We start from the raw sequence: 26,377 nt of genomic DNA, 5'->3' as shown, positions 1-26,377 counted from the left end.
GACAGTAAACAGGTAGTCATTATGGATATGGATTTGAACAACCGCCTGACCGAAGACGAAACGCTTGAGCAGGCTTATGACATTTTTCTCGAACTGGCGGCGGACAATCTCGATCCGGCCGACATCCTTCTGTTTAATTTGCAGTTTGAAGAACGTGGCGGTGCAGAGTTATTTGACCCTGCACAAGACTGGCAGGAGCACGTCGATTTTGACCTGAATCCTGACTTCTTCGCCGAAGTAGTGATTGGTCTGGCAGACTCAGAAGACGGTGAGATTAACGATATTTTTGCGCGTGTTCTGTTATGTCGCGAAAAAGATCACAAACTCTGCCACATTCTCTGGCGCGAATAATGAAAACAAAAAGCTGCTCTCGCAGCTTTTTTTATTTCTAGTCAGGCAATTTACTTCCGCAGCGATTACAAAATTGCGCGCTGTGCTCATGCTGGCTTTGTTGACACTGCGGACATTTGCGCTGATTTTGCCGATGCTGAAACGCACTGCTCATGTGTGTTGTTATCAATCCTGTCGGGATTGCAATAACCGAATAACCAATCAGGATCAGTACTGACGCAACCATGCGGCCAAGCGGGGTATGCGGGGTAATATCACCATAACCGACTGTCGTAACCGTAACGATTGCCCAATATACCGACGCATTCAGCGTGGTAAAACCATATTTCGGGCCTTCGATCAGGTACATCAGTGCACCAAAGACAATCATCAGAATGGCAATAAACGAGTAAAACAGCATCAACTGATGACGGGCACTTTTAATTGCGCTCCAGAACACACGTAGCGACGGCATAAATCGCAACAGTTTGAGTATTCTCAGTACACGCAGCACGCGCATCGCTCGCCAGGCGAAAACATAACTCAGACTAATTTCCGGCCATAGCCACATCACATACAGTGGCAGAATCGTCGCGAGATCGATAATTCCCCAAAAGCTAAACACATATTTTGCAGGATTGGCCCAGCAGCACAATCTGAGCAGATATTCGAGGGTAAAGACCAGTGTAATAAAGACTTCCAGCCAGACAAAAATATGCCATTCATCATAGGTTAAATGGTATTGCGTCCCAACCCCAGACTCAATGAAGATAACAATCACGCTCAGCAATGCGAACAGTGCACACATGCCTTCAAAACGGCGCCCCGAGCGTGTATCTAAATCAAATAATGTACGGTAGAGAGTACGGCGAACAGAAGAGACTAAGCCTGACACATTTACCTCACCAAAAAGAAGGGCTGACAGTATGTCAGCCCTCTCGATTATAGCGGGTCTACTTTTAAGCAGGAAACCGCGTGTCGGAAACTCCCTTCAAGTACAGGACGCGTTTTCGCGCATTCTGGTCCGGCGATCGGACAACGCGTGCGGAACACACACCCCGAAGGCGGATTAATCGGGGACGGTAACTCACCTTCCAGCAGCTGGATAACCTTGTTCCTCTCCATATCAGGATCGGGAATTGGCACCGCTGACATTAGCGCTTTGGTATAGGGATGCAGCGGATTATGGTACACCTCGTCATAGGTCCCTAATTCCACCGCATGCCCGAGATACATCACCAGCACGCGATCGGAAATATGTTTAACCACTGCCAGGTCATGGGCAATGAAGATTAATGATAAACCCATCTCACGCTGTAATTGCTGCAACAGGTTAACAACCTGCGCCTGAATCGATACATCCAGCGCGGATACGGGCTCATCACAAATTATCAGCTTCGGCTCAAGGATCAACGCGCGGGCAATACCAATACGCTGGCACTGCCCACCGGAAAACTCGTGCGGATAGCGGTTAATCAGGTTAGGCAGTAACCCCACTTTCATCATCATCGCCTTTACGCGGTCACGAACTTCCTGCCCAGGCAGATTCGGGTGATAAGTCCTCAACGGTTCAGCGATAATTTCACCGATGGTCATACGCGGGTTTAGCGATGCCAGTGGATCCTGGAAAATCATCTGGATGTCACTACGTACCGCCCGCCACTCATCGGGTTTCATGCCAAGCAAATCTTTGCCGAGCCAGGCGACTTTACCATCGGTCGCTTTTACCAGACCGATAATCGCACGCGCAAACGTCGATTTCCCGCAGCCGGATTCCCCCACCACACCTAATGTTTCGCCCTCATACAGACGTAGTGTAACGCCATCAACGGCTTTCAGCGTTTTCGACGGTTGCCAGAACCACTGTTTACCATCTTTGATGTCGAAATGGACTTTCAGATCGGCAATTTCGAGGAGTACTTTTCGTTGTTCGGTTACCGCATTCATACCAGTTCCTCCACCGGTTTAAAGCAGGCACGCAGACGGCCCGGACTAAACTCTTCCAGTGGCGGAGCACTGCTACAGATTTCCATGGCATGCGGGCAACGGGGCTGGAACGGGCAGCCTTTCGGTAAACGCAACAGGTTCGGCGGATTACCCGGGATAGTCAGCATTTCTTCCCCTTCGGCATCCAGACGCGGGACGGCATTAAGCAGGCCAATTGAATACGGATGAACAGGCTTATAAAAGACATCGCGCGCACTACCATATTCCATCGTGCGTCCGGCATACATCACCAATACTTTGTCGCAAATACCGGCAACAACACCGAGGTCGTGGGTAATCATGATGATTGCGGTATTGAATTCACTTTTCAGCTCATTCAGCAGCGTCATGATTTGCGCCTGAACCGTAACATCCAGCGCAGTAGTGGGTTCATCGGCAATCAGTAACTTTGGCCTGCACAGTAGCGCCATGGCGATCATCACACGTTGACGCATACCGCCGGAGAATTCATGCGGGTACATTTTCATACGCTTACGCGCTTCCGGCATTTTCACCGCATCCAGCATTCTGACTGACTCTTCAAAGGCTTCTGCTTTGCTCATACCTTTGTGTAGCATCAGAACTTCCATTAACTGTTCGCCGACCCGCATATACGGATTCAGAGAGGTCATAGGGTCCTGGAAGATCATCGAGATTTGCTCGGCGCGCAGTTTGTTCAGCTCACGCTCCGGTAAGTTCAGGATCTCACGACCGTTAAATGTAGCGGAACCGCCAATTCGGCCATTTGCGGCCAGCAGGCCCATCAAGGCAAATGCAGTCTGCGACTTACCTGAACCAGACTCACCCACAATACCCAGCGTTTCCCCGGCACGTAGTGAAAAGTTTAAATCGTTTACTGCAGTAACATCACCATCAGGGGTGGCAAACGTCACTCGCAGATCGGTAACGTTCAGCAGTGCGTTAGCCTGTTGTTGCGCGAGCGGCGCGGTTGAGGTCTCAATTACGCTCATGGCGGCACTCCTTAACGGTCTTTCGGGTCGAGGGCATCACGCAGGCCATCGCCAATAAAGTTAAAACAGAATAGCGTCACCACCAGGAACCCTGCCGGGAACAGCAGTAACCATGGCGATACTTCCATCGAGTTGGCACCATCACTGAGTAATGCGCCCCAGCTACTTAGCGGCTCTTGTGTACCAAGTCCCAGGAAGCTCAGGAACGATTCAAACAGGATCATGCTGGGAACCAGCAACGAGGCGTAGACCACCACTACACCCAGTACGTTTGGCACAATGTGGCGCACAACAATACGCACGGTAGACACCCCACCAACCTGGGCTGCTTCAATAAACTCTTTGCGCTTCAGGCTCAGCGTCTGGCCACGAACGATACGCGCCATGTCAAGCCAGGACACCATCCCAATCGCCACAAAGATCAGCAGAATGTTTTGCCCAAAGAAGGTGACCAACAGAATAACGAAGAACATGAACGGGAAGGAGTTAAGGATTTCCAGCAGACGCATCATCACGGAGTCGATTTTACCGCCCAGGTAACCCGATAGTGAACCGTACAGCGTGCCCACAATCACCGCCACCAGCGCCGCCGCAATCCCCACCATCAACGAGATCCGTCCTCCAATTGCCACCCGTACCAGCAGATCACGACCGGATGAGTCAGTGCCAAAATAGTGCCCGGACTCCGTATCAGGCGCGCTGGACATCATGCCCCAGTCAGTATCGAAGTAGGTAAACTGCGATAACATAGGTGCCAACGTCACAAACAGCGCAATAATCACCAGTACCACGAGGCTGGCTACTGCCGCCCGGTTATGCATAAAGCGTCGACGAGCGTCCTGCCACAGGCTGCGGCCTTCGACCTCCAGCTTCTCACTGAAATTCTCCAGCGCTTCGCTGTTTTTCTTACTTAACATCATAGCGAGCTCCAGTATCAGTAACGGATTTTCGGGTCGATTACGGCATACAGCACATCGACAATCGCGTTAAACACGATGGTCAGCGCGCCGACCAGAATAGTCAGGCTCAGTACCAGCGAGTAATCGCGGTTTAATGCGCCATTCACAAACAGCTGCCCAATACCCGGTAAACCATAGATAGTTTCAATAACCATCGAACCGGTAATGATGCCGACAAACGCGGGGCCCATATAGGACAACACCGGCAACAACGCAGGTTTTAACGCATGGCGGAAAATAATCCGTCGCATCGGTAACCCTTTAGCACGCGCGGTCCGAATAAAGTTAGAGTGCAGCACTTCAATCATCGAGCCGCGGGTAATACGCGCAATACTGGCAATATAGGCCAGGGATAGCGCCACCATTGGCAGGATCATAAATTTCAGCGCCCCACCATTCCAGCCGCCACCGGGTAGCCATTTCAGTGTGATTGCAAATATCATGACTAATAAGGGAGCAACGACAAAACTGGGGATCACCACCCCGGTCATCGCCACCCCCATAACTGTGTAATCCCACCGCGTGTTTTGCTTCAACGCGGCGATTACGCCCGCACTGACGCCGATCACCACCGCCAGAATAAAGGCCGCAGCCCCCAGTTTCGCGGAAACCGGAAAGCTTGACGCGACCAGGTCATTAACGGTGTAGTCTTTATATTTAAAGGATGGCCCAAAATCACCGTGCGCCAGCTGTTTCAGATAGCTAAAGTACTGCGTTGAGATCGGGTCATTAAGATGGTATTTCGCTTCAATATTCGCCAGAACTTCTGGCGGTAACGCGCGCTCTCCGGTGAAAGGACTTCCCGGTGCAAGACGCATCATAAAGAATGAAATCGTAATAAGAATAAATAGCGTCGGAATCGCTTCCAGACAGCGGCGTAATATAAATTTCAACATTGCCCGTACCTTCTGGCGTGTGCCTTTATACCCGTCATACTTCAAGCCGCAGGTGCGTTGGCTTTACTCGCTCACGCCAGTCACTTACTTAAGTAAGCTCCTGGCGATTTGCTGCGTTGCCGCCTTCCTGCAACGTGAATTATTTAGGGTATACCTCTCTTTGTCTAAAGAGGTATTTATAGTTCGAAGAAAAAGACACTGTGGGGCAAAAATGATTGCCCCACGTCTTGCCATTAATGCTTGATAATATACAAGTCTTTAACGTGGATATTATCCATCGGGTCTTTACCGGAGTATCCGCCTACCCAAGGTTTCACCAGACGGGCGTTAACGTAGTAGAACACCGGTACAATTGCAGAGTCTTTATCCAACAGCTGTTCTGCTTGCGAATACAGTTCACTGCGCTGAGCATCATCAGTTGCTTTCAGGGTATCAGCAATCAACTTGTCAAATGCAGGGCTCTTATAGTGGACGGTGTTGTTGGAGCTGTCAGACAGCACCATATTCAGGAAAGACGTCGGTTCGTTATAATCCGCACACCAGCCTGCGCGTGAAACGTCATAGTTGCCCTGATGACGCGTATCGAGGAACGTCTTCCACTCCTGATTTTCCAGCTTCACGTTCGCACCCAGATTTTTCTTCCAGATGGATGCCGCAGCGATAGCCAGCTTCTTGTGCAGATCGGAGGTGTTATACAGCAGATCAAAGGTCAACGGTTTATCCGCGGTAAAACCAGCTTCGGCCAGCAGTTTTTTCGCTTCTTCGTTACGTTTTTCCTGTGACCACTTGAACCACTCTGGCTCAACCAGTTTAGCGCCATCAGTATATGGCGGGGTAAAGCTATAGGCAGGCAGATCGCCCTGGTTTTTCACTTTGTTGACGATAATGTCACGATCCAGCGCCAGCTTCAGGGCGGTACGAACACGAACATCGTTGAACGGTGCTTTTTGGTTGTTAATTTCGTAATAATAGGTGCACAGGTAAGGATCAACGTGAACTTCGTTCGGGATCTCTTTTTTCAGTTTCTGGAATAACTCAATCGGCATGTTGTTATAGGTCATGTCGATTTCACCGCTGCGATAGCGGTTCACGTCAGTCACTTCAGAAGAAATTGGCAGGTATGTAACCTGGTTAATAATGGTTTTCGCGTTGTCCCAGTAGTGGGTATTACGCTCAAGAACAATACGCTCGTTGACAACCCAGTCTTTCAGTTTATAAGAGCCGTTAGAAACGATGTTAGCGGGTTGGGTCCATTTTTCACCGAATTTTTCCACCACGGCTTTAGGCACAGGGGAAAGAGAGGAGTGCACAAGTAGTTTGTAGAAATAAGGAACAGGTTCGCTCAGAGTGACTTCAAAGGTATGGTCGTCAATCGCTTTTACACCGAGATCGGTAACTGGCTTCTTACCGGCGATGATGTCATCAATATTGACAATATGTCCGTACTGTAAATAGCTGGCGTACGGTGAAGCAGTATTAGGGTTCGCCAGACGTTGCCAGCTATAGACGAAATCTTGTGCGGTAACGGGCGTTCCATCAGACCATTTAGCGTCTTTACGCAGATGGAATGTCCAAACTTTAAAATCTTTATTTTCCCATTTATCAGCCACGCCCGGTGATGGTTTGCCATCAACGTCACTGATTAATAAACCTTCAAATAAATCACGGCTAATGTTGGATTCCGGTACACCTTCGATTTTATGCGGATCGAGTGACTGGACTTCCGAACCATTATTACGCACCAGAGTCTGCTTCTCAGCCAACTGTACACCTGCTGGTACTACTGCTGCTGTAGCAACATTTCCAGCGATTAGCGCAGTTAGGATCCCCGCAGCTACTAAACTTTTTTTAGTGATGTTAGTCATTGTGTTTGTACTCCCTCATTATTATGGCTGGTTTTATAACCAGACTGTTAATCCTGTCAGGATCCCTGTACGGCACCGGAGATTTTCTACCGTCAGGTGTTTTTTTGTTTACTGCTCGCTATCACCGACTTTATTTATTCTGGCGATTCGTTTGATCGCCTTGCGTCGATTATCTACGTGCCTCCCCTGCCGGAAGCACGCTATTATCCTGTTGAGAGAAACTAACTGAAAATGATTCTCATCAACGTGAAATCTTCTGCTAAATACTTGGCCGGAAAGTATCAAATGCGTTTCTTCACCGCCAATACATTTTACAGATTTGTTAACCAATTCTCTTTTATCGAAAAAAAACCGCACTACAAAATCATCAAAAAAGCGATTTTTCAAAAATAAAATCAATTAATTCAATACATTGCATGAGACACCCAGTTCATCGCCCTGTCCGGCATCGAAGAGACGTCAAAATGCACATAAATTTAACAATTGGTTATTAATTAGCACATTCATCTAAATTAGGTGCTGAAATAACTAGTATCATTTCGATAATCCTTCAGCAAGCCCCAGAGTATGATGTTAATAAAATAACAATGCAGCCCTGTTTCATCTGTTCTGCGGAAAAGGTAATTGTGTTTAAAATCAATACATAAAAATGCAGTTGGCTATCATCATTTTTTAGTATTGCTATGCCACTTTTCAACTTTCGTGAGAAGTTTTACTGACAATGGAGGGAAACGGAGCCAGAGAGCAGCTCCGTTTATATTGAATGGGTGTATTCAGGCAAGTAAACCCGGGAAAATGGACTTGATACCGGTCACAATGAACTCAATACCCAACGCCATGAGTAACAACCCCATAATACGCGTGATGACGTTGATGCCGGTTTGTCCCAACAGGCGAACCAGCCATGGCGCCATTCGAAACAATCCCCAACAGCACAGAGCAAACAGCGCAATTGCCACGAAAAAACCAAACAGATTAATGGCACTATGATAACGCGTGCCCCAGACGATCGTTGAGCTTATTGCCCCCGGCCCCGCCATTAACGGCAGCGCTAACGGGACAACGCCAATGCTCTCGCGTATTGCCGTCTCCGACTTTTCCTGCTTGTTTTGCTTATCTTCCCCAAGTTTTCCGCTGATCATCGACATCGCGATAGTCACGACCAGGATACCACCAGCAATCCTGAACGAATCAATTGAGATGCCAAACAATTGCAGAATTCCATCCCCCAGAAACAGAGAGGTCCACAGAATGATAGCAACCGACAGGTTTGCCGTAAGGTTGGTTTTATTGCGTGCGGCAGCGGTCTGGTAGCTGGTCATGCTGATAAAGACAGGGATGATCCCTACCGGATTGACCAGGGCAAATAACCCGATGAAAAATTTAAAATAAACAGGGAAATCGAATAGCGTATGGATCACGGTTAGCTCCGAAGCGTTAGCCGGATAAAATGAGTCATAAAAATTGATGAAATCCGCGCTGAAGATACGCCTTTTGTCAGCATACTTCACCTGCTATCTGCGTATATCTACGTAAATACGCTACCATTACTCGGTGTTATTAATATGTATTAAATATGCTAATGTTAACCTCATTCATTACATCAATTTTTTAACACTTACCAAGAAACGCTAAAAGGGCCTGCTGAAAGGTGTCAGCTTTGCGGAAATTTGATCCAGATCACGCAATTACTACTCAGAAGTGAGTAATCTTGCTTACGCCACCTGGAGGTAACGCGTTAGAGTTAAATGACGCTAACGCATAAGCTCTTTTAGTAAATCAAAGTAAAGTGGACGTTAATTAACCGTTTGATTTTCAAAACGTTATACAATTTTTCGTCGATCTGTCTATACTCTCGTATCGAGCAGATGATTTACTAAAAAAGTTTAACATTATCAGGAGAGCATTATGGCTGTTACTAATGTCGCTGAACTTAACGCACTTGTAGAGCGCGTAAAAAAAGCCCAGCGTGAATATGCCAGTTTCACTCAAGAACAGGTTGACAAAATCTTCCGCGCCGCCGCTCTGGCAGCCGCAGACGCTCGAATCCCTCTCGCGAAAATGGCCGTTGCCGAATCCGGCATGGGCATCGTCGAAGACAAAGTGATCAAAAACCACTTTGCTTCCGAATACATTTACAACGCTTATAAAGATGAAAAGACCTGTGGTGTTCTGTCTGAAGACGACACTTTCGGTACTATCACCATCGCTGAACCGATTGGTATCATCTGCGGTATCGTTCCGACCACTAACCCGACATCTACTGCTATCTTCAAATCGCTGATCAGCCTGAAGACGCGTAACGCAATCATCTTCTCTCCACACCCGCGTGCTAAAGATGCCACTAACAAAGCGGCTGACATCGTTCTGCAGGCGGCTATCGCTGCTGGTGCACCGAAAGATCTGATCGGCTGGATCGATCAACCTTCCGTTGAACTGTCTAATGCTCTGATGCATCACCCGGACATCAACCTGATCCTTGCGACCGGTGGTCCAGGCATGGTTAAAGCAGCCTACAGCTCCGGTAAACCCGCAATCGGTGTAGGTGCAGGTAACACCCCTGTTGTTATTGACGAAACTGCGGATATTAAGCGCGCGGTTGCTTCCGTTCTGATGTCTAAAACCTTCGATAACGGCGTAATCTGTGCTTCTGAACAGTCCGTTGTTGTTGTTGACTCTGTATACGATGCAGTTCGTGAACGTTTCGCTAGCCACGGCGGCTACATGCTGCAGGGCAAAGAGCTGAAAGCTGTTCAGGACGTTATCCTGAAAAATGGCGCACTGAACGCCGCTATCGTTGGTCAGCCGGCCTATAAAATTGCTGAACTGGCAGGCTTCTCAGTTCCGGAAACAACTAAGATCCTGATCGGTGAAGTGAAAGTTGTTGATGAAAGCGAGCCGTTTGCTCACGAAAAACTGTCCCCGACACTGGCGATGTACCGTGCGAAAGATTTCGAAGATGCGGTAGACAAAGCAGAGAAACTGGTTGCGATGGGTGGTATCGGCCACACTTCTTGCCTGTACACTGACCAGGACAACCAACCAGAACGCGTTGCTTACTTCGGTCAGATGATGAAAACCGCGCGTATCCTGATTAACACCCCGGCTTCACAGGGTGGTATCGGCGACCTGTACAACTTTAAACTCGCACCTTCCCTGACTCTGGGTTGTGGTTCCTGGGGTGGTAACTCCATCTCTGAAAACGTTGGTCCTAAGCACCTGATCAACAAGAAAACCGTTGCTAAGCGAGCTGAAAACATGTTGTGGCACAAACTTCCGAAATCTATCTACTTCCGTCGTGGCTCACTGCCAATCGCGCTGGATGAAGTGATTACCGATGGTCACAAACGTGCTCTGATCGTGACCGACCGCTTCCTGTTCAACAACGGTTATGCTGACCAGATCACCTCCGTTCTGAAAGCAGCCGGCGTTGAAACCGAAGTGTTCTTTGAAGTTGAAGCTGACCCGACTCTGAGCGTTGTTCGTAAAGGTGCTGAGCTGGCTAACTCCTTCAAACCTGACGTTATCATCGCACTGGGCGGTGGTTCCCCGATGGACGCCGCGAAAATCATGTGGGTGATGTACGAACATCCGGAAACCCATTTCGAAGAGCTGGCACTGCGCTTTATGGACATCCGTAAACGTATCTATAAGTTCCCGAAAATGGGCGTGAAAGCGAAAATGATCGCCGTCACCACCACTTCCGGTACCGGTTCTGAAGTAACGCCGTTTGCGGTTGTTACCGATGATGCAACGGGTCAGAAATATCCGCTGGCTGACTACGCGCTGACTCCAGATATGGCAATTGTCGATGCCAACCTGGTGATGGATATGCCGAAATCACTGTGTGCATTCGGTGGTCTGGACGCAGTGACTCACGCCCTGGAAGCTTATGTTTCCGTACTGGCTTCTGAATTCTCTGACGGTCAGGCTCTGCAAGCGCTGAAACTGCTGAAAGAAAACCTGCCTGCGTCCTACCATGAAGGTTCTAAGAACCCGGTAGCGCGTGAGCGTGTTCACAGTGCAGCAACCATTGCTGGTATCGCGTTTGCTAACGCCTTCCTGGGTGTATGTCACTCAATGGCACACAAGCTGGGCTCTCAGTTCCACATTCCTCACGGTCTGGCGAACGCCCTGCTGATCAGCAACGTCATTCGTTATAACGCGAACGACAACCCGACTAAACAGACTGCATTCAGCCAGTACGATCGTCCGCAAGCTCGTCGTCGCTACGCCGAAATCGCAGACCATCTGGGTTTAAGCGCACCGGGCGACCGTACTGCGGCTAAAATCCAGAAACTGCTGGCATGGCTGGAAGAAATCAAAGCTGAGCTGGGTATTCCTAAATCTATCCGTGAAGCTGGCGTTCAGGAAGCTGACTTCCTGGCACACGTCGACAAACTGTCTGAAGATGCGTTTGACGACCAGTGTACCGGTGCTAACCCGCGTTACCCGCTGATTTCTGAACTGAAACAGATCCTGCTGGATACTTACTACGGTCGTGAGTACAGCGAAGGTGAAACTGCTGCTAAAACTGAACCAGCAGCCGCGCCTAAAGCTGAGAAAAAAGCGAAAAAATCCGCTTAATGTACTCACATAAGTTTTAGTATCTTCATAAACGGCCCTTTGGGGCCGTTTTTTTTTGCCATACTCAGCCAAAACCAGGCTATGCAGACACCAGCCATCGAGGTGAAAAGGCGTAAGAGAAATAGGTGCAAACAAGAGATGTATGAGTAACACCAGAAGGCAATACCGCAGGGTAACGCTTCTGGCTAAAGCAGAGGCCTACCCTGCGATTCAACTCAGCAGGAGAGCAGAGGGTCAATCGTGGCTGTGGCGTTCCTGAATGGCCGTCAGAGAGCCTTCAGACTGTGCTTCCTTATAATGCTTGCGGCACACCGATACATAGCGTTCATTTCCTCCTATAACGACCTGCTCACCTTCGTTATAAGGTCTTCCGGCCTGATCAAGGCGTAACACCATGCTGGCCTTACGGCCACAGAAGCAAATGGTCTTTAATTCAACCAACTTATCAGACCATGCAAGCAGATATTCGCTACCACCAAATAATTCACCACGGAAATCAGTGCGTAAGCCATAACACAAAACTGGAATATCCAGTTGATCAACAACCTCTGATAATTCATAAACCTGCTGTCTCGTCAGAAACTGAGACTCATCGACCAGCACGCAGTGAATTCGTTGTTGCGCGTTCTCCGCACGAATCTCCTCGAACAAAGATGAATTTTGGTTAAACAATTTTGCAGGTGACGACAGGCCTATACGTGAACTTACTTTTCCCGCGCCAAAACGGTCATCAATTTCCGCTGTATATACAACGGCACGCATCCCACGTTCCTGATAATTGTATGAAGATTGCAGCAATGCCGTCGACTTGCCTGCATTCATTGCAGAATAGTAAAAATAAAGCTGTGCCATTGTGTGTCGGCCCTCACCGGGGAGAATAAATATGGGCAGGATTGTATCATATTTCACAAACAAGTCGGTGCAGCGTGACATTCGGAATGTATAAAAGAACGTGCAAACACCACCCTGTTTCGTCTAAATACCCCTCAGCACGGAAGTGCCCTTGGGTACTTTCTTAAGTGGACAATAGAGTGAAAGTACGCTGCCAAAGCACAAACAACCTGAAGTATGATGTGTATATACACATTCTTTCACAAATAGTGCTCCTGAAATTCATCAACGTCACTTATCATCACCGCGCAATAAAGAAACCCTGCCCTTATTGTTATTGTATCTAACGATAGCCGCCTTGTAATAGAGGATTTCCGTAAGCAAAACTAATACAAAAGGTTGAAATCACTGCAAAGAGATACTATTTGTACACTATGAAATGTGACCTGAATCTTGAATTTTTACTCTCTGCTGCCGGGAAGCCCGCATACCAATAAGCCTTTTTTATGCCCGACATCGTCATAAAATTAAGACTGAACAATTAATACAGACACTAAATAAAGAGCAATTTTGAATTCCTTACATTCCTGGCTATTGCACAACTGAATTTATCGCTCTATTATTAGCTCAACAAACCACCCCAATATAAGTTTGAGATTACTACAATGAGCGAAGCACTTAAAATTCTGAACAACATCCGTACTCTTCGTGCGCAGGCGAGAGAATGTACTCTGGAAACGCTTGAAGAAATGCTGGAAAAATTAGAAGTTGTAGTTAGCGAGCGTCGCGAAGAAGAAAGCGCTGCCGCTGCTGAAGTTGAAGAGCGTACTCGTAAACTGCAACAATATCGTGAAATGCTGATTGCTGATGGTATTGATCCGAACGAACTGCTGAATAGCATGGCTGCGGTTAAGTCCGGCACCAAAGCTAAACGTGCAGCACGTCCGGCTAAATATAGCTACGTTGACGAAAACGGTGAAACTAAAACCTGGACTGGCCAGGGTCGTACACCGGCAGTGATCAAAAAAGCGATGGAAGAACAAGGTAAACAACTGGACGATTTCCTGATCAAGGAATAATTCAGAAATAGTTTGCTTAAAATCCCGCCACTGGCGGGATTTTTTTTACCCGCACTTCGCACATTGCCCTACCCAAATTAGGTATAAAAAAACGGCGCTGGATTAGCAGCGCCGCTCTGTCCTTATAATACCGCGAGGTTACTTCTTAATACCCATCTCATCTTCAAGCCATGCTTTAAATTCAGCGCCAAGCGTATTATGGCGAATACCATATTCAACGAACGCCTGCATATAGCCCAGCTTATTACCACAGTCATGGCTTTTGCCCTTCATGTGATAGGCTTCTACCGTTTCTTTTTCGATCAGCATATCGATTGCGTCGGTCAGCTGAATTTCATCACCTGCTCCCGGAGGTGTTTTTGCCAGCAGAGGCCAGATATCCGCACTGAGAACATAACGCCCCACAACGGCCAGATTAGATGGCGCAACGTCAGCTTTCGGTTTTTCTACCACGCCAACCATCGGTACGCTTTCACCAGGCGCTAATTCAACGCCTTTGCAATCAACAACACCATAAGCCGTTACGTCTGCTACAGGCTCCACCATAATCTGGCTGCTGCCCGTTTCATCAAAACGGTGGATCATTTCAGCAAGGTTGTCACGGGATAAATCAGATTCATATTCGTCAAGAATAACGTCCGGCAGGATGACCGCAACCGGTTCATCGCCAACAACCGGATGGGCACACAATACCGCATGACCCAGACCTTTTGCCAACCCCTGACGCACCTGCATAATAGTGACATGCGGAGGGCAAATAGATTGCACTTCTTCCAGAAGCTGACGTTTTACGCGTTTTTCCAGCATCGCTTCAAGTTCAAAGCTGGTATCAAAGTGGTTTTCAATTGAATTCTTAGACGAGTGAGTCACGAGTACAATTTCAGTGATGCCCGCAGCAATACATTCGTTTACGACGTACTGAATTAATGGCTTATCAACCAACGGTAGCATCTCTTTCGGGATTGCCTTCGTAGCCGGTAACATCCTGGTTCCTAATCCCGCAACCGGGATAACGGCTTTTTTGACTTTTGAATTAAGGGCAGCCATTTAAAACTCTCCTGGACTGTTCATGTATTGAACGTGTTCATCAATCTGTTTCGCATCCGAGTATATCAGTACCGCAGTAAGCTTCAGGTCTGAAAAGGACGCGCGTCGGTATAATTAAGATAAATACGAATAAGACTGGCGCTGATAGTAGCACTCACAGCGTAAGGGAGGTGAACCAATTTTATTCACTACCCTCTCGATTGTTCATTCCGCAGACAACATCAGGCGCAAGCGACCGCCTGCCCCCCAGATTTGGCACTGCCAGGATTCACAGCGTTGACTTAACTGATTCAGATACGTATTGCCTAACGTGCCCAGCGGAACACCATTACTGATTTGTACGTGATGTGAACCGGTATTTAATGTCGCATTCAGCCCAGCCGATACCAGAATCAGATTTTTTAATCCGCTGTGGTAATACCCCACCAGCAGTGGAAACTGTCCGGGTAAATTAGCCTGACGAAGTAAATGATTCACCTGTTTCAATAGCGCACCGAGCTCAGGCAGTCGTTGATTCTGATGGGTGAGTTGTTCTTGCAGCAAACCATTAAACAGCGCGCGCAGTAATAATGCAGCCAGGACACCATTATCCCCTGCTCGAGTAACATCCAGACAATAGAAGGCGAGATCGTGGCCCGACAGAGGGGCAATATCCAATACCAGTCCAGGTTGATCAGCGGCGACCAACTGGCGGTAGTTGACCCGACAATGCGAGATGACTTGCGACACTGGGGGCTGTAATTCTTGCAACAGTTTTGCGGCGGCAGCAGGATCGCCCACCATCGCATCCCAGTCACGAAACAGGCGTTCTTCTTCTTCCACGCGAGAATTAAACATATTGGGATAAAGACATGCAAAAACGGTTTCTCGCAGGCGGTTAAGGTCCTTCACGGGCTTTAAAAGAACATCATCCACACCGAGCCGTAATGCTTTGGCAATATCGGCCATATTTTCCGTTGCGGAGATCACCAGAATAGGCGTCTGATCGCCACGATTACGCAGATACTCGACCAGTTTAAGGCCGTTCATTCTCGGCATAGCGAGATCGCAAATCATCAGGTCGGGGGTGAAGCGCCCCAGTAACTCCAGCGCATCAAGCCCGTCTCCCGCTACTGCTGTTGTCGCTCCCAAAGAGGAAAACCATGAATCCAGAAGCGAGCGAAATACTGGCTCATCTTCAACGATAAGAATCTGTTTTCCGACCAATGGCTGCGTCATATTCTCCCCCCTGACTGGCTTTAGTAAATAGTGGCATGCTATTGCAACTCACGCCTGTCAGAATTTGCTTAAGTGTTGATAAAAAATGCGTTAAACGTTGGTTTTTACCAGGGGCAGAAGCTCATCCATTTTCTTCTCGACCGCTAACTGCCCGGCAGCAATTGCAGCACCGGCGCGATGGAAATCCAGCGTGGATATTTGCGGACAAAACGGCTGAATCAGAATATCAGGTGGGTCCCCAGCCATACGGTTGCGCTTGAGACGGTTTTCCAGAACCTGAATCGAGGTCGTCATGATCTCCATCGCCGTAGGTGCCGTGACTGCACGCCGGGCCGTAATGTTGCTCAAGCGCTCTTTCAGGCGGGCATGCCATGACAGCTCATCATCGTTCGATTCGGTTTCACTATTGACGTTGAAGGAGAGCAGATCTTGTTGCATCAGGTGCGCATCATGTTGCAGGTCGACCGCAATAACGATATCGGCCCCCAACGCACGCGTCAGAGAGACAGGCACAGGGTTCACCACCGCACCATCTACCAGCCAATAACCATTGTGCGCCACAGGTGACATGAGGCCTGGAATACTGCAGGAGGCCCTAACGGCAAGGTGCAAATCACCTTCAGTAAACCAGAGTTCACGGCCCGTACTGAGATTGGTTGCGACAGTGGCAAAACGGCGTGAGCATTGCTCGATAGATTCTACCGGCATGACATTACGATACTGGTTGAATACCCGTTCGCCGCGCAATAGTCCGCCCCTGCGCCACGAGAGATCCATCAGGCGTAAAACATCCCAGTAACTGAAGGAGCAAACCCACTGTTCAAGCGCGGGGAGTTTGTTACATGCGTAGGCGGCGCCGACCAGTGAGCCAATGGAACACCCTGCCACAATATCAATGTCAATGCCCATGTGTTTCAGGGCTTTGATCACACCAATATGCGACCAGCCGCGTGCTGCGCCGGAACCTAGCGCCAGCCCAATTTTTATTTTTCTCATTATACCTACAGACTTCCCCTGGCTTGCAGACGTAGCAACATCGCCACGGCTCAGTTAACATAGTGCCACCCTGGCGTTTTTACGCCGTTTTTTTATTCCAGGGAGTACTTTGTGTCTCAGCTTTGTCCCTGTGGTAGCGCTGTCGAGTATAGCCTATGTTGCTACCGTTATGTGTCCGGTGCACAAGTAGCACCAACGCCGTCACATCTCATGCGTTCTCGTTACTGTGCTTTTGTGATGAAAGACGCAGATTACCTCATCAAAACCTGGCATCCAGATTGCCATGCCGCCGATTTCCGGGATGACATTATTGCAGGATTTACCCATACCGAATGGCTGGGGCTGACCGTTTTTGAACAGCAGACGGCAGAAACCGACACTATCGGTTATGTCAGTTTTGTCGCACGGTTTTCTGAACAGGGAAAAACAGGCGCAATTATCGAACGCTCTCGTTTTTTAAAAGAAAACGGTCAGTGGTACTATATCGATGGTACACGCCCGCAAATTGGACGAAACGATACCTGCCCTTGTGGCTCCGGTAAAAAATTTAAAAAGTGCTGCGGCTAATCAACGCCCGACAGCATCAACTATGCAAACATTCTCAACAGGATCTCCGCTGCAAATGCATTCATTACAACGAAAAGTGCTGCGTACTATTTGCCCGGACCAAAAAGGTCTGATCGCGCGCATTACTAATATCTGTTACAAGCACGAACTGAACATCGTGCAGAATAATGAGTTCGTGGATCACCGTACCGGGCGCTTTTTCATGCGTACCGAACTGGAAGGCATTTTTAACGATGTCACACTGCTGACCGATCTGGACAGCGCACTACCAGAAGGTTCCATTCGTGAACTTACGCCAGCGGGTCGTCGCCGCATTGTCATTTTAGTCACCAAAGAAGCTCACTGTTTGGGCGACCTATTAATGAAGGCCAATTACGGCGGACTGGATGTTGAAATTGCCGCAGTTATCGGCAATCACGACACGTTGCGCTCCCTGGTTGAGCGTTTTGATATTCCTTTTGAGCTGGTCAGCCACGAAGGACTAACGCGTGACGAGCATGACCAAAAAATGGCGGACGCTATCGACGCACATCAGCCAGACTATGTCGTGCTGGCAAAATATATGCGTGTCCTGACGCCGACATTTGTTTCTCGCTTCCCAAATAAGATTATCAATATTCACCACTCATTCCTGCCCGCCTTTATTGGCGCGCGCCCGTACCATCAGGCGTATGAGCGCGGCGTGAAGATCATCGGAGCGACAGCCCACTATGTGAATGACAATCTCGACGAAGGTCCGATCATCATGCAGGACGTGATTCATGTAGATCATACCTATACCGCAGAGGATATGATGCGTGCCGGTCGTGACGTTGAGAAAAACGTATTAAGCCGTGCGCTGTATCAGGTTCTCGCGCAGCGTGTCTTTGTTTACGGTAATCGAACGATTATTCTGTAATCGATTGATAATTTTATTGGTTACCTTTACATCTTTACGCGTAAAAATCAGGCAACCAGTTCTTTTTTATCAACGGAATGCTTTACAGGGGCGCATCATTTGATATGATGCGCCCCGCTTCCAAAGGAAGCAGGCCAGTAACATAGCATTACCCCGTGGTGGGGTTCCCGAGCGGCCAAAGGGAGCAGACTGTAAATCTGCCGTCATCGACTTCGAAGGTTCGAATCCTTCCCCCACCACCATTATTCACTACAGCGATGTAGTTATCCCGGTGAGCAATGCAGAAGTTTGCACTTGTCGGGGAAGGGTGAGAACTTTCGATTAAGGTTCGACTCGAGCGAAAGCGAGAGAACGTTGCCAACAGCAACGGCCCGAAGGGTGAGGAGTGAAGCGACGAATAATCCTTCCCCCACCACCATCTTCAAGCACTGCCTACAATTTGAATTACCCCTGGTGGGGTTCCCGAGCGGCCAAAGGGAGCAGACTGTAAATCTGCCGTCATCGACTTCGAAGGTTCGAATCCTTCCCCCACCACCATCACTTCATAAAATACCAACACAAAATCAATCTGCAATACCTCATATTCTTCCGATGTGGGAAGGATGAGAAGCTTCGACTAAGGTTCGATTCGAGCGTTAGCGAGAAAGCGTTGCCGCAGGCAACGACCCGAAGGGCGAAGCGCGCAGCGCTGAGTAATCCTTCCCCCACCACCATCACATCCTAAAGCACTACATCTCAATCAATACGCAGTGCCCTATATTCTGCCCATGTGGGAAGGATGAAAAACTTCGACTAAGTTTCGATTCAAGCGCAGCGAGAAAGCGTTGCCGCAGGCAACGACCCGAAGGGCGAAGCGCGCAGCGCTGAGTCATCCTTCCCCCCCTTACTTCATAAAGTACCAACACAAAATCAATCTTCAATGCCCTTTATTTGCCTGATGCGCTGCGCTTATCAGGCCTACAAAGTCCACTGACACCTACGTAGGCTGGATAAGGCGGTTACGCCGCCATCCGGCGAACTGGCATAAAAAAACCCCGCCGAAGCGGGGTTTGGTGCGTTACAACGCGAAATTAATGACGGGCGCGCACAATCTGATATTTACGTGTCAGATACTCGACTGGCACGCTCCAGATATGTACCAGACGCGAGAACGGGAACAACAGGAACAGCGTCATACCTAATACCAGGTGCATACGGAAAATGAATGCTACGCCATCCAGATACTGAGACGCCCCACCGTGGAAGGTCACCACTGATTGCGCCCAGTTCACCAGCTTCATCATTTCGCTACCGTCCATATGCTGAGCCGAGAACGGAATGGTCAGCAGACCCAGCGCACACTGGATAACCAGAACAGACAGCACCAGAATGTCGGCACCCGTGGTCGTTGCACGCACGCGCGGACTGAACAGACGACGTTTCAGCAGCAGCACGCCCCCCACCAGGCACATCACACCACTGGCACCACCGGCAAACATCGCCATCTTTTGCTTCACTTCAAGCGGCAACCACGCTTCGTACATCCAGTGCGGCGTCAGCATCCCCAGGAAATGACCCGCGAAGATGCCGAGGATCCCAATGTGAAACAGGTTTGACGCAAGGTTCATCCCTTTGCGATCCAGCATCTGGCTGGAAGCCGCACGCCAGGTATACTGACCGTAGTCGTAGCGTAACCAGCTGCCAATCAGAAAGACAGAACCCGCAATATACGGATAGATGTCAAAGAAGAACGTATTCAGGAAGTGCATTAGTTCTGTCCTCCGGTGGTGATGTTCAGGTACTGCGGCGCAACGGCCCCGGCAAAACGACGTTGATGAGCAGAAATTTCAGACTCACCACATCCCTGGTCGGCAAAGAATTTCACCTGCTCTTCTTCCCAAACAGCATCCAGTGCCTGCGGCGTGTCGTCACGAACTTCATCCGCAATTTTTTCGGCCACTTTGTCGCTGTCGATAGCGGTATTCGCCAGCTTTAACAGCAGATCGAACAGCACCGCGTAGCGACTTTCGCGCTGTTGCAGTCGCGCGCTGAGCAGCGCCAGAATCGGGGCGATATCCTGCAAGCCACCTAACGCTTCGCTTTTTGGCAACTGTGCGAGATATTCCAGATACAGCGGCAAGTGATCAGGCAATTCGCGGCTATCGAGTTGTAGTCCGTGCTGCTCATACTGAGCCATCAGGTCAACCATCGCCTGGCCGCGATCGCGGGATTCACCGTGAACATGTTCAAACAGCAATAGTGACGTCGCACGACCACGGTCGAACAGTTCGCTATAGCTTGCCTGCGCATCCAGCATATCCTGCGCAGTTAAATCGCGCAGGAAAACGCCCAGCGTCTGGGCATCCTCTTTGTCCAGGTTTTCAGATGACGCGAGTGCATCGAAAAGTTCCTGCTGATACTGCCACAAGGCAGCATCCGGGTACTCGAGCAGACGCGAAACAATGACGAGTTCAATCATTGGTGCGGCTCCGTTTTACTGGTCACATCGACAGCATCAATGCGGCGACTGTTGAACAGATTGAATTTCGTATCAGAACCGTGGCAACCATCACCGAAGGTGAAACCACAACCGCTTTTCTCCGGGAATGCTTCACGCGCCAGTTCGCGATGGCTGCTCGGGATCACAAAACGATCTTCGTAGTTAGCAATCGCCAGGTAACGATACATCTCTTGTGCCTGGGCTTCAGTCAGACCGACCTCTTCCAGCGCGCGGGTATCGACTTTGCCGTCTACGGTTTCTGCGCGTTTGTAGTGACGCATCGCCAGCATACGTTTCAGCGCCCGCAGTACCGGCTGGGTATCACCTGCAGTCAGCAGGTTCGCCAGATACTGAACCGGGATACGCAGGCTGTCCACGTCCGGCAGAATACCGTTGCTACCCAGTTCACCCGCATCAGCAGCGGACTGAATCGGAGATAAAGGTGGCACATACCAGACCATCGGCAACGTGCGGTATTCCGGGTGCAGCGGCAGCGCCAGCTTCCAGTCCATCGCCATTTTGTATACCGGCGACTGCTGGGCCGCGTCGATGACACTCAGCGGAATGCCATCTTTCAGTGCCTGTTCAATCACCGCCGGATCGTTTGGATCGAGGAATACGTCCAACTGACTCTGATACAGATCCTTCTCGTTCTCGGTGCTTGCAGCGCTTTCGATAGCATCGGCGTCATACAGCAACACGCCGAGATAACGAATACGACCGACACAGGTTTCAGAACATACCGTCGGTTGGCCAGCTTCAATACGCGGATAGCAGAAGATGCACTTCTCAGATTTACCGCTCTTCCAGTTGAAGTAGATCTTCTTGTACGGACACCCGGTGATGCACATACGCCAGCCGCGGCACTTGTCCTGGTCAATCAGCACGATGCCATCTTCTTCACGTTTGTAGATGGCACCACTTGGACAGGTCGCCACGCACGCCGGGTTCAGACAGTGCTCGCACAGACGGGGCAGATACATCATGAAGGTATTTTCAAACTGCCCGTACATCGCCTTCTGCATATTTTCGAAGTTCTGGTCTTTCGCCAGCTTCTCAAACTCACCGCCCAGGTCATCTTCCCAGTTCGGACCTTTGGTGATTTTGTCCATACGCTGACCGGTAATCAGCGAGCGCGGACGGGCGATCGGCTGCGCCTTGCTATCAGCGGGCGCGTTGTGCAGCGTCTGGTAGTCGAAATCAAACGGCTCGTAGTAATCATCAATGCCCGGCAGATGCGGGTTAGCAAAGATTTTACCCAGCAGCAGCGCTTTGTTACCCATGCGCGGCACCAGCTTGCCGTTGATTTTACGGATCCAACCGCCCTTCCATTTTTCCTGGTTTTCCCAGTCAGTCGGGAACCCCGTTCCCGGCTTCGTTTCAACGTTGTTGAACCAGGCATATTCGGCACCTTCACGGCTAGTCCAGACGTTTTTGCAGGTTACTGAACAGGTGTGGCAACCGATGCACTTATCGAGATTCAGCACCATGCCGACTTGTGAACGAATTTTCATTTTACGCTCTCCTGTACCTGGTCATTGCCTTCACCATCCAACCAGTCAATGTTCTTCATCTTACGTACCACAACGAACTCATCACGGTTCGACCCTACGGTGCCGTAGTAGTTAAAGCCGTAGGCCAGATGTGCATAGCCGCCGATCATGTGGGTCGGTTTCGGCGTAATACGCGTTACCGAGTTATGGATCCCGCCACGCTGCTGGGTAATTTCTGAACCAGGCAGGTTCACAATACGTTCCTGCGCGTGGTACATCATGGTCATCCCGGCCGGCACACGTTGGCTGACAACGGCACGGGCAGTTAAGGCACCGTTGCTGTTGAAAACTTCGATCCAGTCGTTATCTTCGATGCCCAAATCTTTCGCATCGGCTTCACTCATCCACACAATCGGACCGCCGCGACCTAACGTCAGCATCAGCAGGTTGTCACTGTAGGTAGAGTGGATACCCCACTTCTGGTGCGGCGTCAGGAAGTTGAGCGCTTTTTCAGGGTTGCCATTGGACTTCTCGCCCATCACCTCTTTCACCGAACGGGTATCGATTGGCGGACGATAGACCAGCAAGCTTTCACCGAAGTCACGCATCCACTGGTGATCCTGATACAGCTGCTGGCGACCAGACAACGTGCGCCATGGGATTAGCTCATGAACGTTGGTGTAACCGGCGTTATAAGAAACATGTTCATCTTCCAGACCTGACCAGGTCGGGCTGGAGATGATTTTGCGCGGTTGCGCCTGAATATCGCGGAAGCGAATCTTCTCGTCTTCTTTATTCAGCGCCAGATGCGTATGGTCACGGCCGGTAAATTCACTCAGCGCAGCCCAGGCTTTAACGGCGACCTGGCCATTCGTTTCCGGTGCCAGCGTCAGGATCATCTCAGCGGCATCAATGGCTGTATTAAGACAAGGCTGGCCTTTCGCCGGACCTTCTGCCTTGGTGTAATTGAGCTTACGCAGCAGATCCATTTCGCTCTGAGTATTCCAGGCAATCCCTTTACCACCGTTACCGACTTTGTCCATCAACGGGCCGATAGAGGTGAAGCGCTCGTAAGTTGCCGGGTAATCACGCTCGACGGTCATGATGTGCGGTGCGGTGACGCCAGGGATCAGGTCGCATTCGCCTTTTTTCCAGTCTTTCACGTCCAGCGGTTGCGCCAGTTCAGCGGCGGAGTCGTGCTGGATAGGCAGTGTCACCACGTCGGTTTCTTTGCCAAGGTGACCGACACAAACTTCAGAGAATTTCTTGGCGATGGCTTTGTAGATTTCCCAGTCGCTTTTCGATTCCCAGGCCGGGTCAACAGCAGCAGACAGCGGATGAATAAACGGATGCATATCCGAGGTATTCATGTCGTCTTTTTCATACCAGGTGGCCGTTGGCAGCACGATGTCGGAATACAGACAGGTGCTCGACAAACGGAAGTCCAGTGTCACCACCAGATCCAGCTTGCCGTCGAGACCATTATCCTGCCATTCCACTTCTTCTGGTTTCACGCCGCCCTGTTTACCCAGATCCAGTCCCTGAATACCGTGCTCAGTACCCAGCAGATACTTCAGCATGTATTCATGGCCTTTACCGGATGAACCCAGCAGATTAGAGCGCCAGATAAACAGGTTACGTGGATGGTTTTTACCGTTTTCTGGTTGTTCTGCCGCAAAGCGAATAGAACCTTCTTTCAGCGATTTAACGGTGTAATCGACGGGTGTCATCCCCGCTTTTTCCGCCTCACGCGCAATGTACAGCGGGTTAGTCCCCAACTGCGGTGCGGACGGCAACCAGCCCATACGCTCGGCGCGCACGTTGAAGTCGATCAGATGACCGCTATAGCGGGATTTATCCGCCATCGGCGACAGCAATTCTTGCGCTGTTACCGTCTCATAGCGCCACTGGCTGGAGTGGTTATAGAAGTAGGACGTACTGTTCATGTGACGCGCAGGACGCTGCCAGTCAAGTGCAAACGCCAGTGGCTGCCAGCCGGTCTGTGGACGCAGTTTTTCCTGGCCCACATAGTGTGCCCAGCCGCCGCCGCTCTGACCGACACAGCCGCAGAAAATCAGCATGTTGATCAGGCCGCGATAGTTCATATCGAGGTGATACCAGTGGTTCAGACCCGCACCGACGATGATCATCGAACGTCCGTGGGTTTTATCGGCGTTATCCGCAAATTCACGGGCAATGCGCACAATTTGAGAACGTGAAACACCGGTGATTTTTTCTGCCCACGCAGGGGTATACGCTTTTACGTCATCGTAGCTGGTCGCGCAGTTTTCATCATTCAGACCACGCTCAAGGCCGTAGTTAGCCATGGTCAGATCGTAAACGGTGGTCACCAGCGCCGTAGAACCATCAGCCAACTGCAGTCGTTTAACCGGCAGTTTATGCAGCAGAACGTTTTCCAGTTCGACTTTATTGAAGTGTTCAGTTCCTTCGCCACCGAAGTACGGGAAACCGACTTCCGCGATGTCATCCTGGCTACCCAGCAGGCTGAGTTGCAGTTCGGTTTCGGCACCAGACGTACCGTCGCGCTGCTCCAGATTCCATTTACCTTTTTCGCCCCAGCGGAAACCGATTGAACCGTTCGGCGCAACCATCTCACCGTTGCTGTTAATCGCGACAGTTTTCCATTCCGGGTTGTTTTCCTGGCCCAGAGAATCGACCAAATCCGCCGCACGCAGCATACGACCGGCAGCATAGTATCCGTCACGCTCTTCAAGCATGACCAACATTGGCATGTCGGTGTAACGGCGCACGTAATCGGTAAAGTACTGGCTTGGGTTGTCGAGATGGAACTCACGCAGCATAACGTGGCCCATCGCCAGCGCCATTGCGGCATCAGTCCCCTGCTTCGGTGCCAGCCACAGGTCGCAAAGCTTGGCGATTTCTGCGTAGTCCGGCGTAATCGCGACCGTTTTGGTCCCTTTGTAGCGAACTTCTGTGAAGAAGTGCGCATCCGGAGTACGGGTCTGCGGTACGTTAGAACCCCAGGCGATGATGTAGCTGGAGTTGTACCAGTCAGCAGATTCCGGCACGTCAGTCTGCTCGCCCCAGGTCTGCGGAGAGGCAGGCGGCAGGTCGCAGTACCAATCGTAGAAGCTCAGGCAGGTACCGCCAATCAGTGACAAGTAACGAGCACCGGACGCATAAGAAACCATCGACATTGCCGGGATCGGTGAGAAACCCGCAACGCGGTCAGGACCATAGGTTTTCACGGTATAGACGTTAGATGCCGCAATCAGTTCGTTGACTTCCTGCCAGGAAGAACGGACAAACCCGCCACGACCACGCGCTTGTTTGAAGCTTTTTGCTTTATCGGCGTCTTCGATGATGGAGGCCCAGGCGTCAACGGGATCACTGTGCAGTCTTTTCGCTTCACGCCACATCTTCATCAGACGTTTGCGCATCAGCGGATATTTGAGGCGGTTAGCGCTGTAGAGATACCAGGAATAGCTCGCACCACGCGGGCAGCCGCGAGGTTCGTGGTTTGGCAGATCAGGACGAGTACGCGGGTAGTCAGTTTGCTGGGTTTCCCAGGTTACCAGACCATTTTTCACGTAGATTTTCCAACTGCATGAGCCGGTGCAGTTTACGCCGTGGGTTGAACGCACGACTTTGTCATGCTGCCAACGCTGGCGGTATCCATCCTCCCAGTCCCTGTTGGTGTTGAGAAGCTGGCCGTGCCCATCGGCAAAGGTTTCGCCCTTCTGCTTGAAGTAACGAAACCGGTCCAGGAATTTACTCATCGGTTTTCTCCTGTAGGAGCCTGACGGCTCTCTGATAAATCGACATTGCTTGATTGGGAGTGAAGGTAACGCTCTGAAAGGGCGTGATAATTGATAACGATCAAGGCAGACAGGGATGAAAATAGGTGGTTAATTTTCGTATACCCCTTAAGTAGGATATTGATTTTAAATATAATTAATTGATTTATAAGCAGATTCCAAAAACAACTTCTCGTGCAAATGTTAAATTCTTTACAAGTGGGTATTAAGGGGTATCCCCCCTGCTTAGCATATTCTTGGCACCACTCTCACAGGCTGTTGTTATGTCACAATACAAAAGTATGTTGTAACTAATTTAAGGCAAAAAAAAGCGCGGTCTAACACCGCGCAATGGATAATCAACCTACACTTCATCATTCAAACTGCTTCTGCGTT

The 26,377-nt window shown here is 49.9% G+C and carries 20 protein-coding genes, 2 tRNA genes and 3 other RNA genes; 10 read left to right on the top strand and 15 right to left on the bottom strand.

The features are described from left to right. Positions 1-21 precede the first annotated feature (21 nt). Positions 22-351: an HI1450 family dsDNA-mimic protein gene (locus tag NNN64_RS07000; protein ID WP_040233211.1), complete on the top strand. Its 330-nt coding sequence runs from the start codon at positions 22-24 to the stop codon at positions 349-351. Positions 352-388: 37 nt separating this feature from the next. Here NNN64_RS07000 and NNN64_RS06995 read toward each other — a convergent pair whose 3' ends face one another. From NNN64_RS06995 to ychE, 7 genes are all read right to left on the bottom strand, one after another. Further along, entirely contained in the window at positions 389-1,225 is an 837-nt protein-coding gene (locus NNN64_RS06995) for an ion transporter (protein ID WP_137381706.1), read from the bottom strand. 47 nt (positions 1,226-1,272) lie between these two features. Continuing rightward, on the bottom strand, positions 1,273-2,277 hold the full coding sequence (gene oppF / locus NNN64_RS06990; protein ID WP_048211482.1) for a murein tripeptide/oligopeptide ABC transporter ATP-binding protein OppF: 1,005 nt from the start codon (positions 2,275-2,277) through the stop codon (positions 1,273-1,275). Then, positions 2,274-3,287, bottom strand: coding sequence for a murein tripeptide/oligopeptide ABC transporter ATP-binding protein OppD (oppD, locus tag NNN64_RS06985; RefSeq protein ID WP_124021107.1), 1,014 nt, complete (start codon positions 3,285-3,287; stop codon positions 2,274-2,276). Before oppD ends, oppF begins: the two co-directional genes overlap by 4 nt. An 11-nt stretch (positions 3,288-3,298) precedes the next feature. Beyond that, entirely contained in the window at positions 3,299-4,207 is a 909-nt protein-coding gene (gene oppC, locus NNN64_RS06980; protein ID WP_048211481.1) for an oligopeptide ABC transporter permease OppC, read from the bottom strand. Between the two features lie 14 nt (positions 4,208-4,221). After that, on the bottom strand, positions 4,222-5,142 hold the full coding sequence (gene oppB / locus NNN64_RS06975) for an oligopeptide ABC transporter permease OppB (RefSeq protein ID WP_005126405.1): 921 nt from the start codon (positions 5,140-5,142) through the stop codon (positions 4,222-4,224). Between the two features lie 233 nt (positions 5,143-5,375). Continuing rightward, entirely contained in the window at positions 5,376-7,007 is a 1,632-nt protein-coding gene (gene oppA / locus NNN64_RS06970) for an oligopeptide ABC transporter substrate-binding protein OppA (RefSeq protein ID WP_137363867.1), read from the bottom strand. A gap of 773 nt (positions 7,008-7,780) precedes the next feature. Then, positions 7,781-8,428, bottom strand: a complete 648-nt coding sequence (ychE, locus tag NNN64_RS06965) for an NAAT family transporter YchE (RefSeq protein ID WP_137381703.1) — start codon at positions 8,426-8,428, stop codon at positions 7,781-7,783. A 487-nt stretch (positions 8,429-8,915) separates the two neighbouring features. On the opposite strand from ychE, the gene adhE reads away from it, so the two are divergent. Beyond that, on the top strand, positions 8,916-11,594 hold the full coding sequence (gene adhE / locus NNN64_RS06960) for a bifunctional acetaldehyde-CoA/alcohol dehydrogenase (RefSeq protein WP_048211477.1): 2,679 nt from the start codon (positions 8,916-8,918) through the stop codon (positions 11,592-11,594). 234 nt (positions 11,595-11,828) lie between these two features. On the opposite strand, the gene tdk is transcribed toward adhE, so the two are convergent. After that, positions 11,829-12,446, bottom strand: a complete 618-nt coding sequence (tdk, locus tag NNN64_RS06955) for a thymidine kinase (protein ID WP_005126397.1) — start codon at positions 12,444-12,446, stop codon at positions 11,829-11,831. A 644-nt stretch (positions 12,447-13,090) separates the two neighbouring features. Here tdk and hns point away from each other — a divergent pair. Further along, the gene (gene hns / locus NNN64_RS06950; RefSeq protein ID WP_003020723.1) at positions 13,091-13,504 is read left to right on the top strand and encodes a histone-like nucleoid-structuring protein H-NS; all 414 of its coding nucleotides are present in this window, start codon (positions 13,091-13,093) and stop codon (positions 13,502-13,504) included. Between the two features lie 138 nt (positions 13,505-13,642). Here the strand turns inward: hns and galU are convergent, their stop codons facing one another. The 3 genes from galU to rssA form a co-directional block, all read right to left on the bottom strand. After that, the gene (gene galU / locus NNN64_RS06945) at positions 13,643-14,551 is read right to left on the bottom strand and encodes a UTP--glucose-1-phosphate uridylyltransferase GalU (protein ID WP_271440929.1); all 909 of its coding nucleotides are present in this window, start codon (positions 14,549-14,551) and stop codon (positions 13,643-13,645) included. Positions 14,552-14,755: 204 nt separating this feature from the next. Beyond that, positions 14,756-15,769 (bottom strand): two-component system response regulator RssB, encoded by a 1,014-nt coding sequence (gene rssB / locus NNN64_RS06940; RefSeq protein WP_271440928.1) that lies wholly within the window; start codon positions 15,767-15,769, stop codon positions 14,756-14,758. 90 nt (positions 15,770-15,859) lie between these two features. Continuing rightward, positions 15,860-16,765 (bottom strand): patatin-like phospholipase RssA, encoded by a 906-nt coding sequence (gene rssA / locus NNN64_RS06935; RefSeq protein WP_271440927.1) that lies wholly within the window; start codon positions 16,763-16,765, stop codon positions 15,860-15,862. 111 nt (positions 16,766-16,876) lie between these two features. On the opposite strand from rssA, the gene NNN64_RS06930 reads away from it, so the two are divergent. The 7 genes from NNN64_RS06930 to NNN64_RS06900 all read left to right on the top strand — a co-directional run bounded on the left by NNN64_RS06930 (position 16,877) and on the right by NNN64_RS06900 (position 19,118). Then, complete coding sequence (locus tag NNN64_RS06930) at positions 16,877-17,332, top strand: YchJ family protein (protein WP_271440926.1); 456 nt, start codon at positions 16,877-16,879, stop codon at positions 17,330-17,332. Between the two features lie 55 nt (positions 17,333-17,387). Then, positions 17,388-18,230 carry a formyltetrahydrofolate deformylase gene (gene purU / locus NNN64_RS06925; RefSeq protein ID WP_005126391.1) on the top strand — a complete coding sequence of 281 codons (843 nt, stop codon included), beginning with the start codon at positions 17,388-17,390 and terminating at the stop codon, positions 18,228-18,230. 157 nt (positions 18,231-18,387) lie between these two features. Further along, positions 18,388-18,472 (top strand) — tRNA-Tyr (locus NNN64_RS06920). 44 nt (positions 18,473-18,516) lie between these two features. Then, a non-coding RNA gene (locus NNN64_RS06915) (RtT sRNA) lies at positions 18,517-18,648 on the top strand. A gap of 34 nt (positions 18,649-18,682) precedes the next feature. Next, a tRNA-Tyr gene (locus NNN64_RS06910) sits at positions 18,683-18,767 on the top strand. Between the two features lie 44 nt (positions 18,768-18,811). Next, positions 18,812-18,943, top strand: a non-coding RNA gene (locus tag NNN64_RS06905) — RtT sRNA. Positions 18,944-18,987: 44 nt separating this feature from the next. Further along, a non-coding RNA gene (locus NNN64_RS06900) (RtT sRNA) lies at positions 18,988-19,118 on the top strand. 182 nt (positions 19,119-19,300) lie between these two features. Here the strand turns inward: NNN64_RS06900 and narI are convergent. From narI to NNN64_RS06880, 4 genes are read right to left on the bottom strand one after another with little or no spacing between them, the layout of a single operon-like run. Continuing rightward, a complete protein-coding gene (gene narI / locus NNN64_RS06895) occupies positions 19,301-19,978 on the bottom strand; it encodes a respiratory nitrate reductase subunit gamma (protein ID WP_045443634.1) in 678 nt (225 codons plus the stop codon). After that, positions 19,978-20,688: a nitrate reductase molybdenum cofactor assembly chaperone gene (gene narJ, locus NNN64_RS06890; RefSeq protein WP_271440925.1), complete on the bottom strand. Its 711-nt coding sequence runs from the start codon at positions 20,686-20,688 to the stop codon at positions 19,978-19,980. Before narJ ends, narI begins: the two co-directional genes overlap by 1 nt. After that, complete coding sequence (gene narH, locus NNN64_RS06885; RefSeq protein WP_137381696.1) at positions 20,685-22,223, bottom strand: nitrate reductase subunit beta; 1,539 nt, start codon at positions 22,221-22,223, stop codon at positions 20,685-20,687. The genes narJ and narH overlap by 4 nt, the downstream gene beginning before the upstream one ends. After that, positions 22,220-25,963 (bottom strand): nitrate reductase subunit alpha, encoded by a 3,744-nt coding sequence (locus NNN64_RS06880; RefSeq protein WP_271440924.1) that lies wholly within the window; start codon positions 25,961-25,963, stop codon positions 22,220-22,222. The genes narH and NNN64_RS06880 overlap by 4 nt, the downstream gene beginning before the upstream one ends. Positions 25,964-26,377 lie beyond the last annotated feature (414 nt).

Origin of the sequence: Citrobacter sp. Igbk 14 (assembly GCF_028069825.1) — a bacterium.
GTDB lineage: Bacteria > Pseudomonadota > Gammaproteobacteria > Enterobacterales > Enterobacteriaceae > Citrobacter.
Note: the sequence above shows the minus strand (reverse complement) of the source record. Positions and strands in the feature narration are given on the sequence as shown.

Bases quoted from the DNA above. Each gene is read 5' to 3' on its own strand.
- NNN64_RS07000 (WP_040233211.1), top strand. From the start codon at position 22: ATGGATATGGATTTGAACAACCGCCTGACCGAAGACGAAACGCTTGAG.
- oppF (WP_048211482.1), bottom strand. From the start codon at position 2,277: ATGAATGCGGTAACCGAACAACGAAAAGTACTCCTCGAAATTGCCGAT.
- oppD (WP_124021107.1), bottom strand. From the start codon at position 3,287: ATGAGCGTAATTGAGACCTCAACCGCGCCGCTCGCGCAACAACAGGCT.
- oppC (WP_048211481.1), bottom strand. From the start codon at position 4,207: ATGATGTTAAGTAAGAAAAACAGCGAAGCGCTGGAGAATTTCAGTGAG.
- oppB (WP_005126405.1), bottom strand. From the start codon at position 5,142: ATGTTGAAATTTATATTACGCCGCTGTCTGGAAGCGATTCCGACGCTA.
- oppA (WP_137363867.1), bottom strand. From the start codon at position 7,007: ATGACTAACATCACTAAAAAAAGTTTAGTAGCTGCGGGGATCCTAACT.
- adhE (WP_048211477.1), top strand. From the start codon at position 8,916: ATGGCTGTTACTAATGTCGCTGAACTTAACGCACTTGTAGAGCGCGTA.
- tdk (WP_005126397.1), bottom strand. From the start codon at position 12,446: ATGGCACAGCTTTATTTTTACTATTCTGCAATGAATGCAGGCAAGTCG.
- hns (WP_003020723.1), top strand. From the start codon at position 13,091: ATGAGCGAAGCACTTAAAATTCTGAACAACATCCGTACTCTTCGTGCG.
- galU (WP_271440929.1), bottom strand. From the start codon at position 14,551: ATGGCTGCCCTTAATTCAAAAGTCAAAAAAGCCGTTATCCCGGTTGCG.
- rssB (WP_271440928.1), bottom strand. From the start codon at position 15,769: ATGACGCAGCCATTGGTCGGAAAACAGATTCTTATCGTTGAAGATGAG.
- rssA (WP_271440927.1), bottom strand. From the start codon at position 16,765: ATGAGAAAAATAAAAATTGGGCTGGCGCTAGGTTCCGGCGCAGCACGC.
- purU (WP_005126391.1), top strand. From the start codon at position 17,388: ATGCATTCATTACAACGAAAAGTGCTGCGTACTATTTGCCCGGACCAA.
- narI (WP_045443634.1), bottom strand. From the start codon at position 19,978: ATGCACTTCCTGAATACGTTCTTCTTTGACATCTATCCGTATATTGCG.
- narJ (WP_271440925.1), bottom strand. From the start codon at position 20,688: ATGATTGAACTCGTCATTGTTTCGCGTCTGCTCGAGTACCCGGATGCT.
- narH (WP_137381696.1), bottom strand. From the start codon at position 22,223: ATGAAAATTCGTTCACAAGTCGGCATGGTGCTGAATCTCGATAAGTGC.
- NNN64_RS06880 (WP_271440924.1), bottom strand. From the start codon at position 25,963: ATGAGTAAATTCCTGGACCGGTTTCGTTACTTCAAGCAGAAGGGCGAA.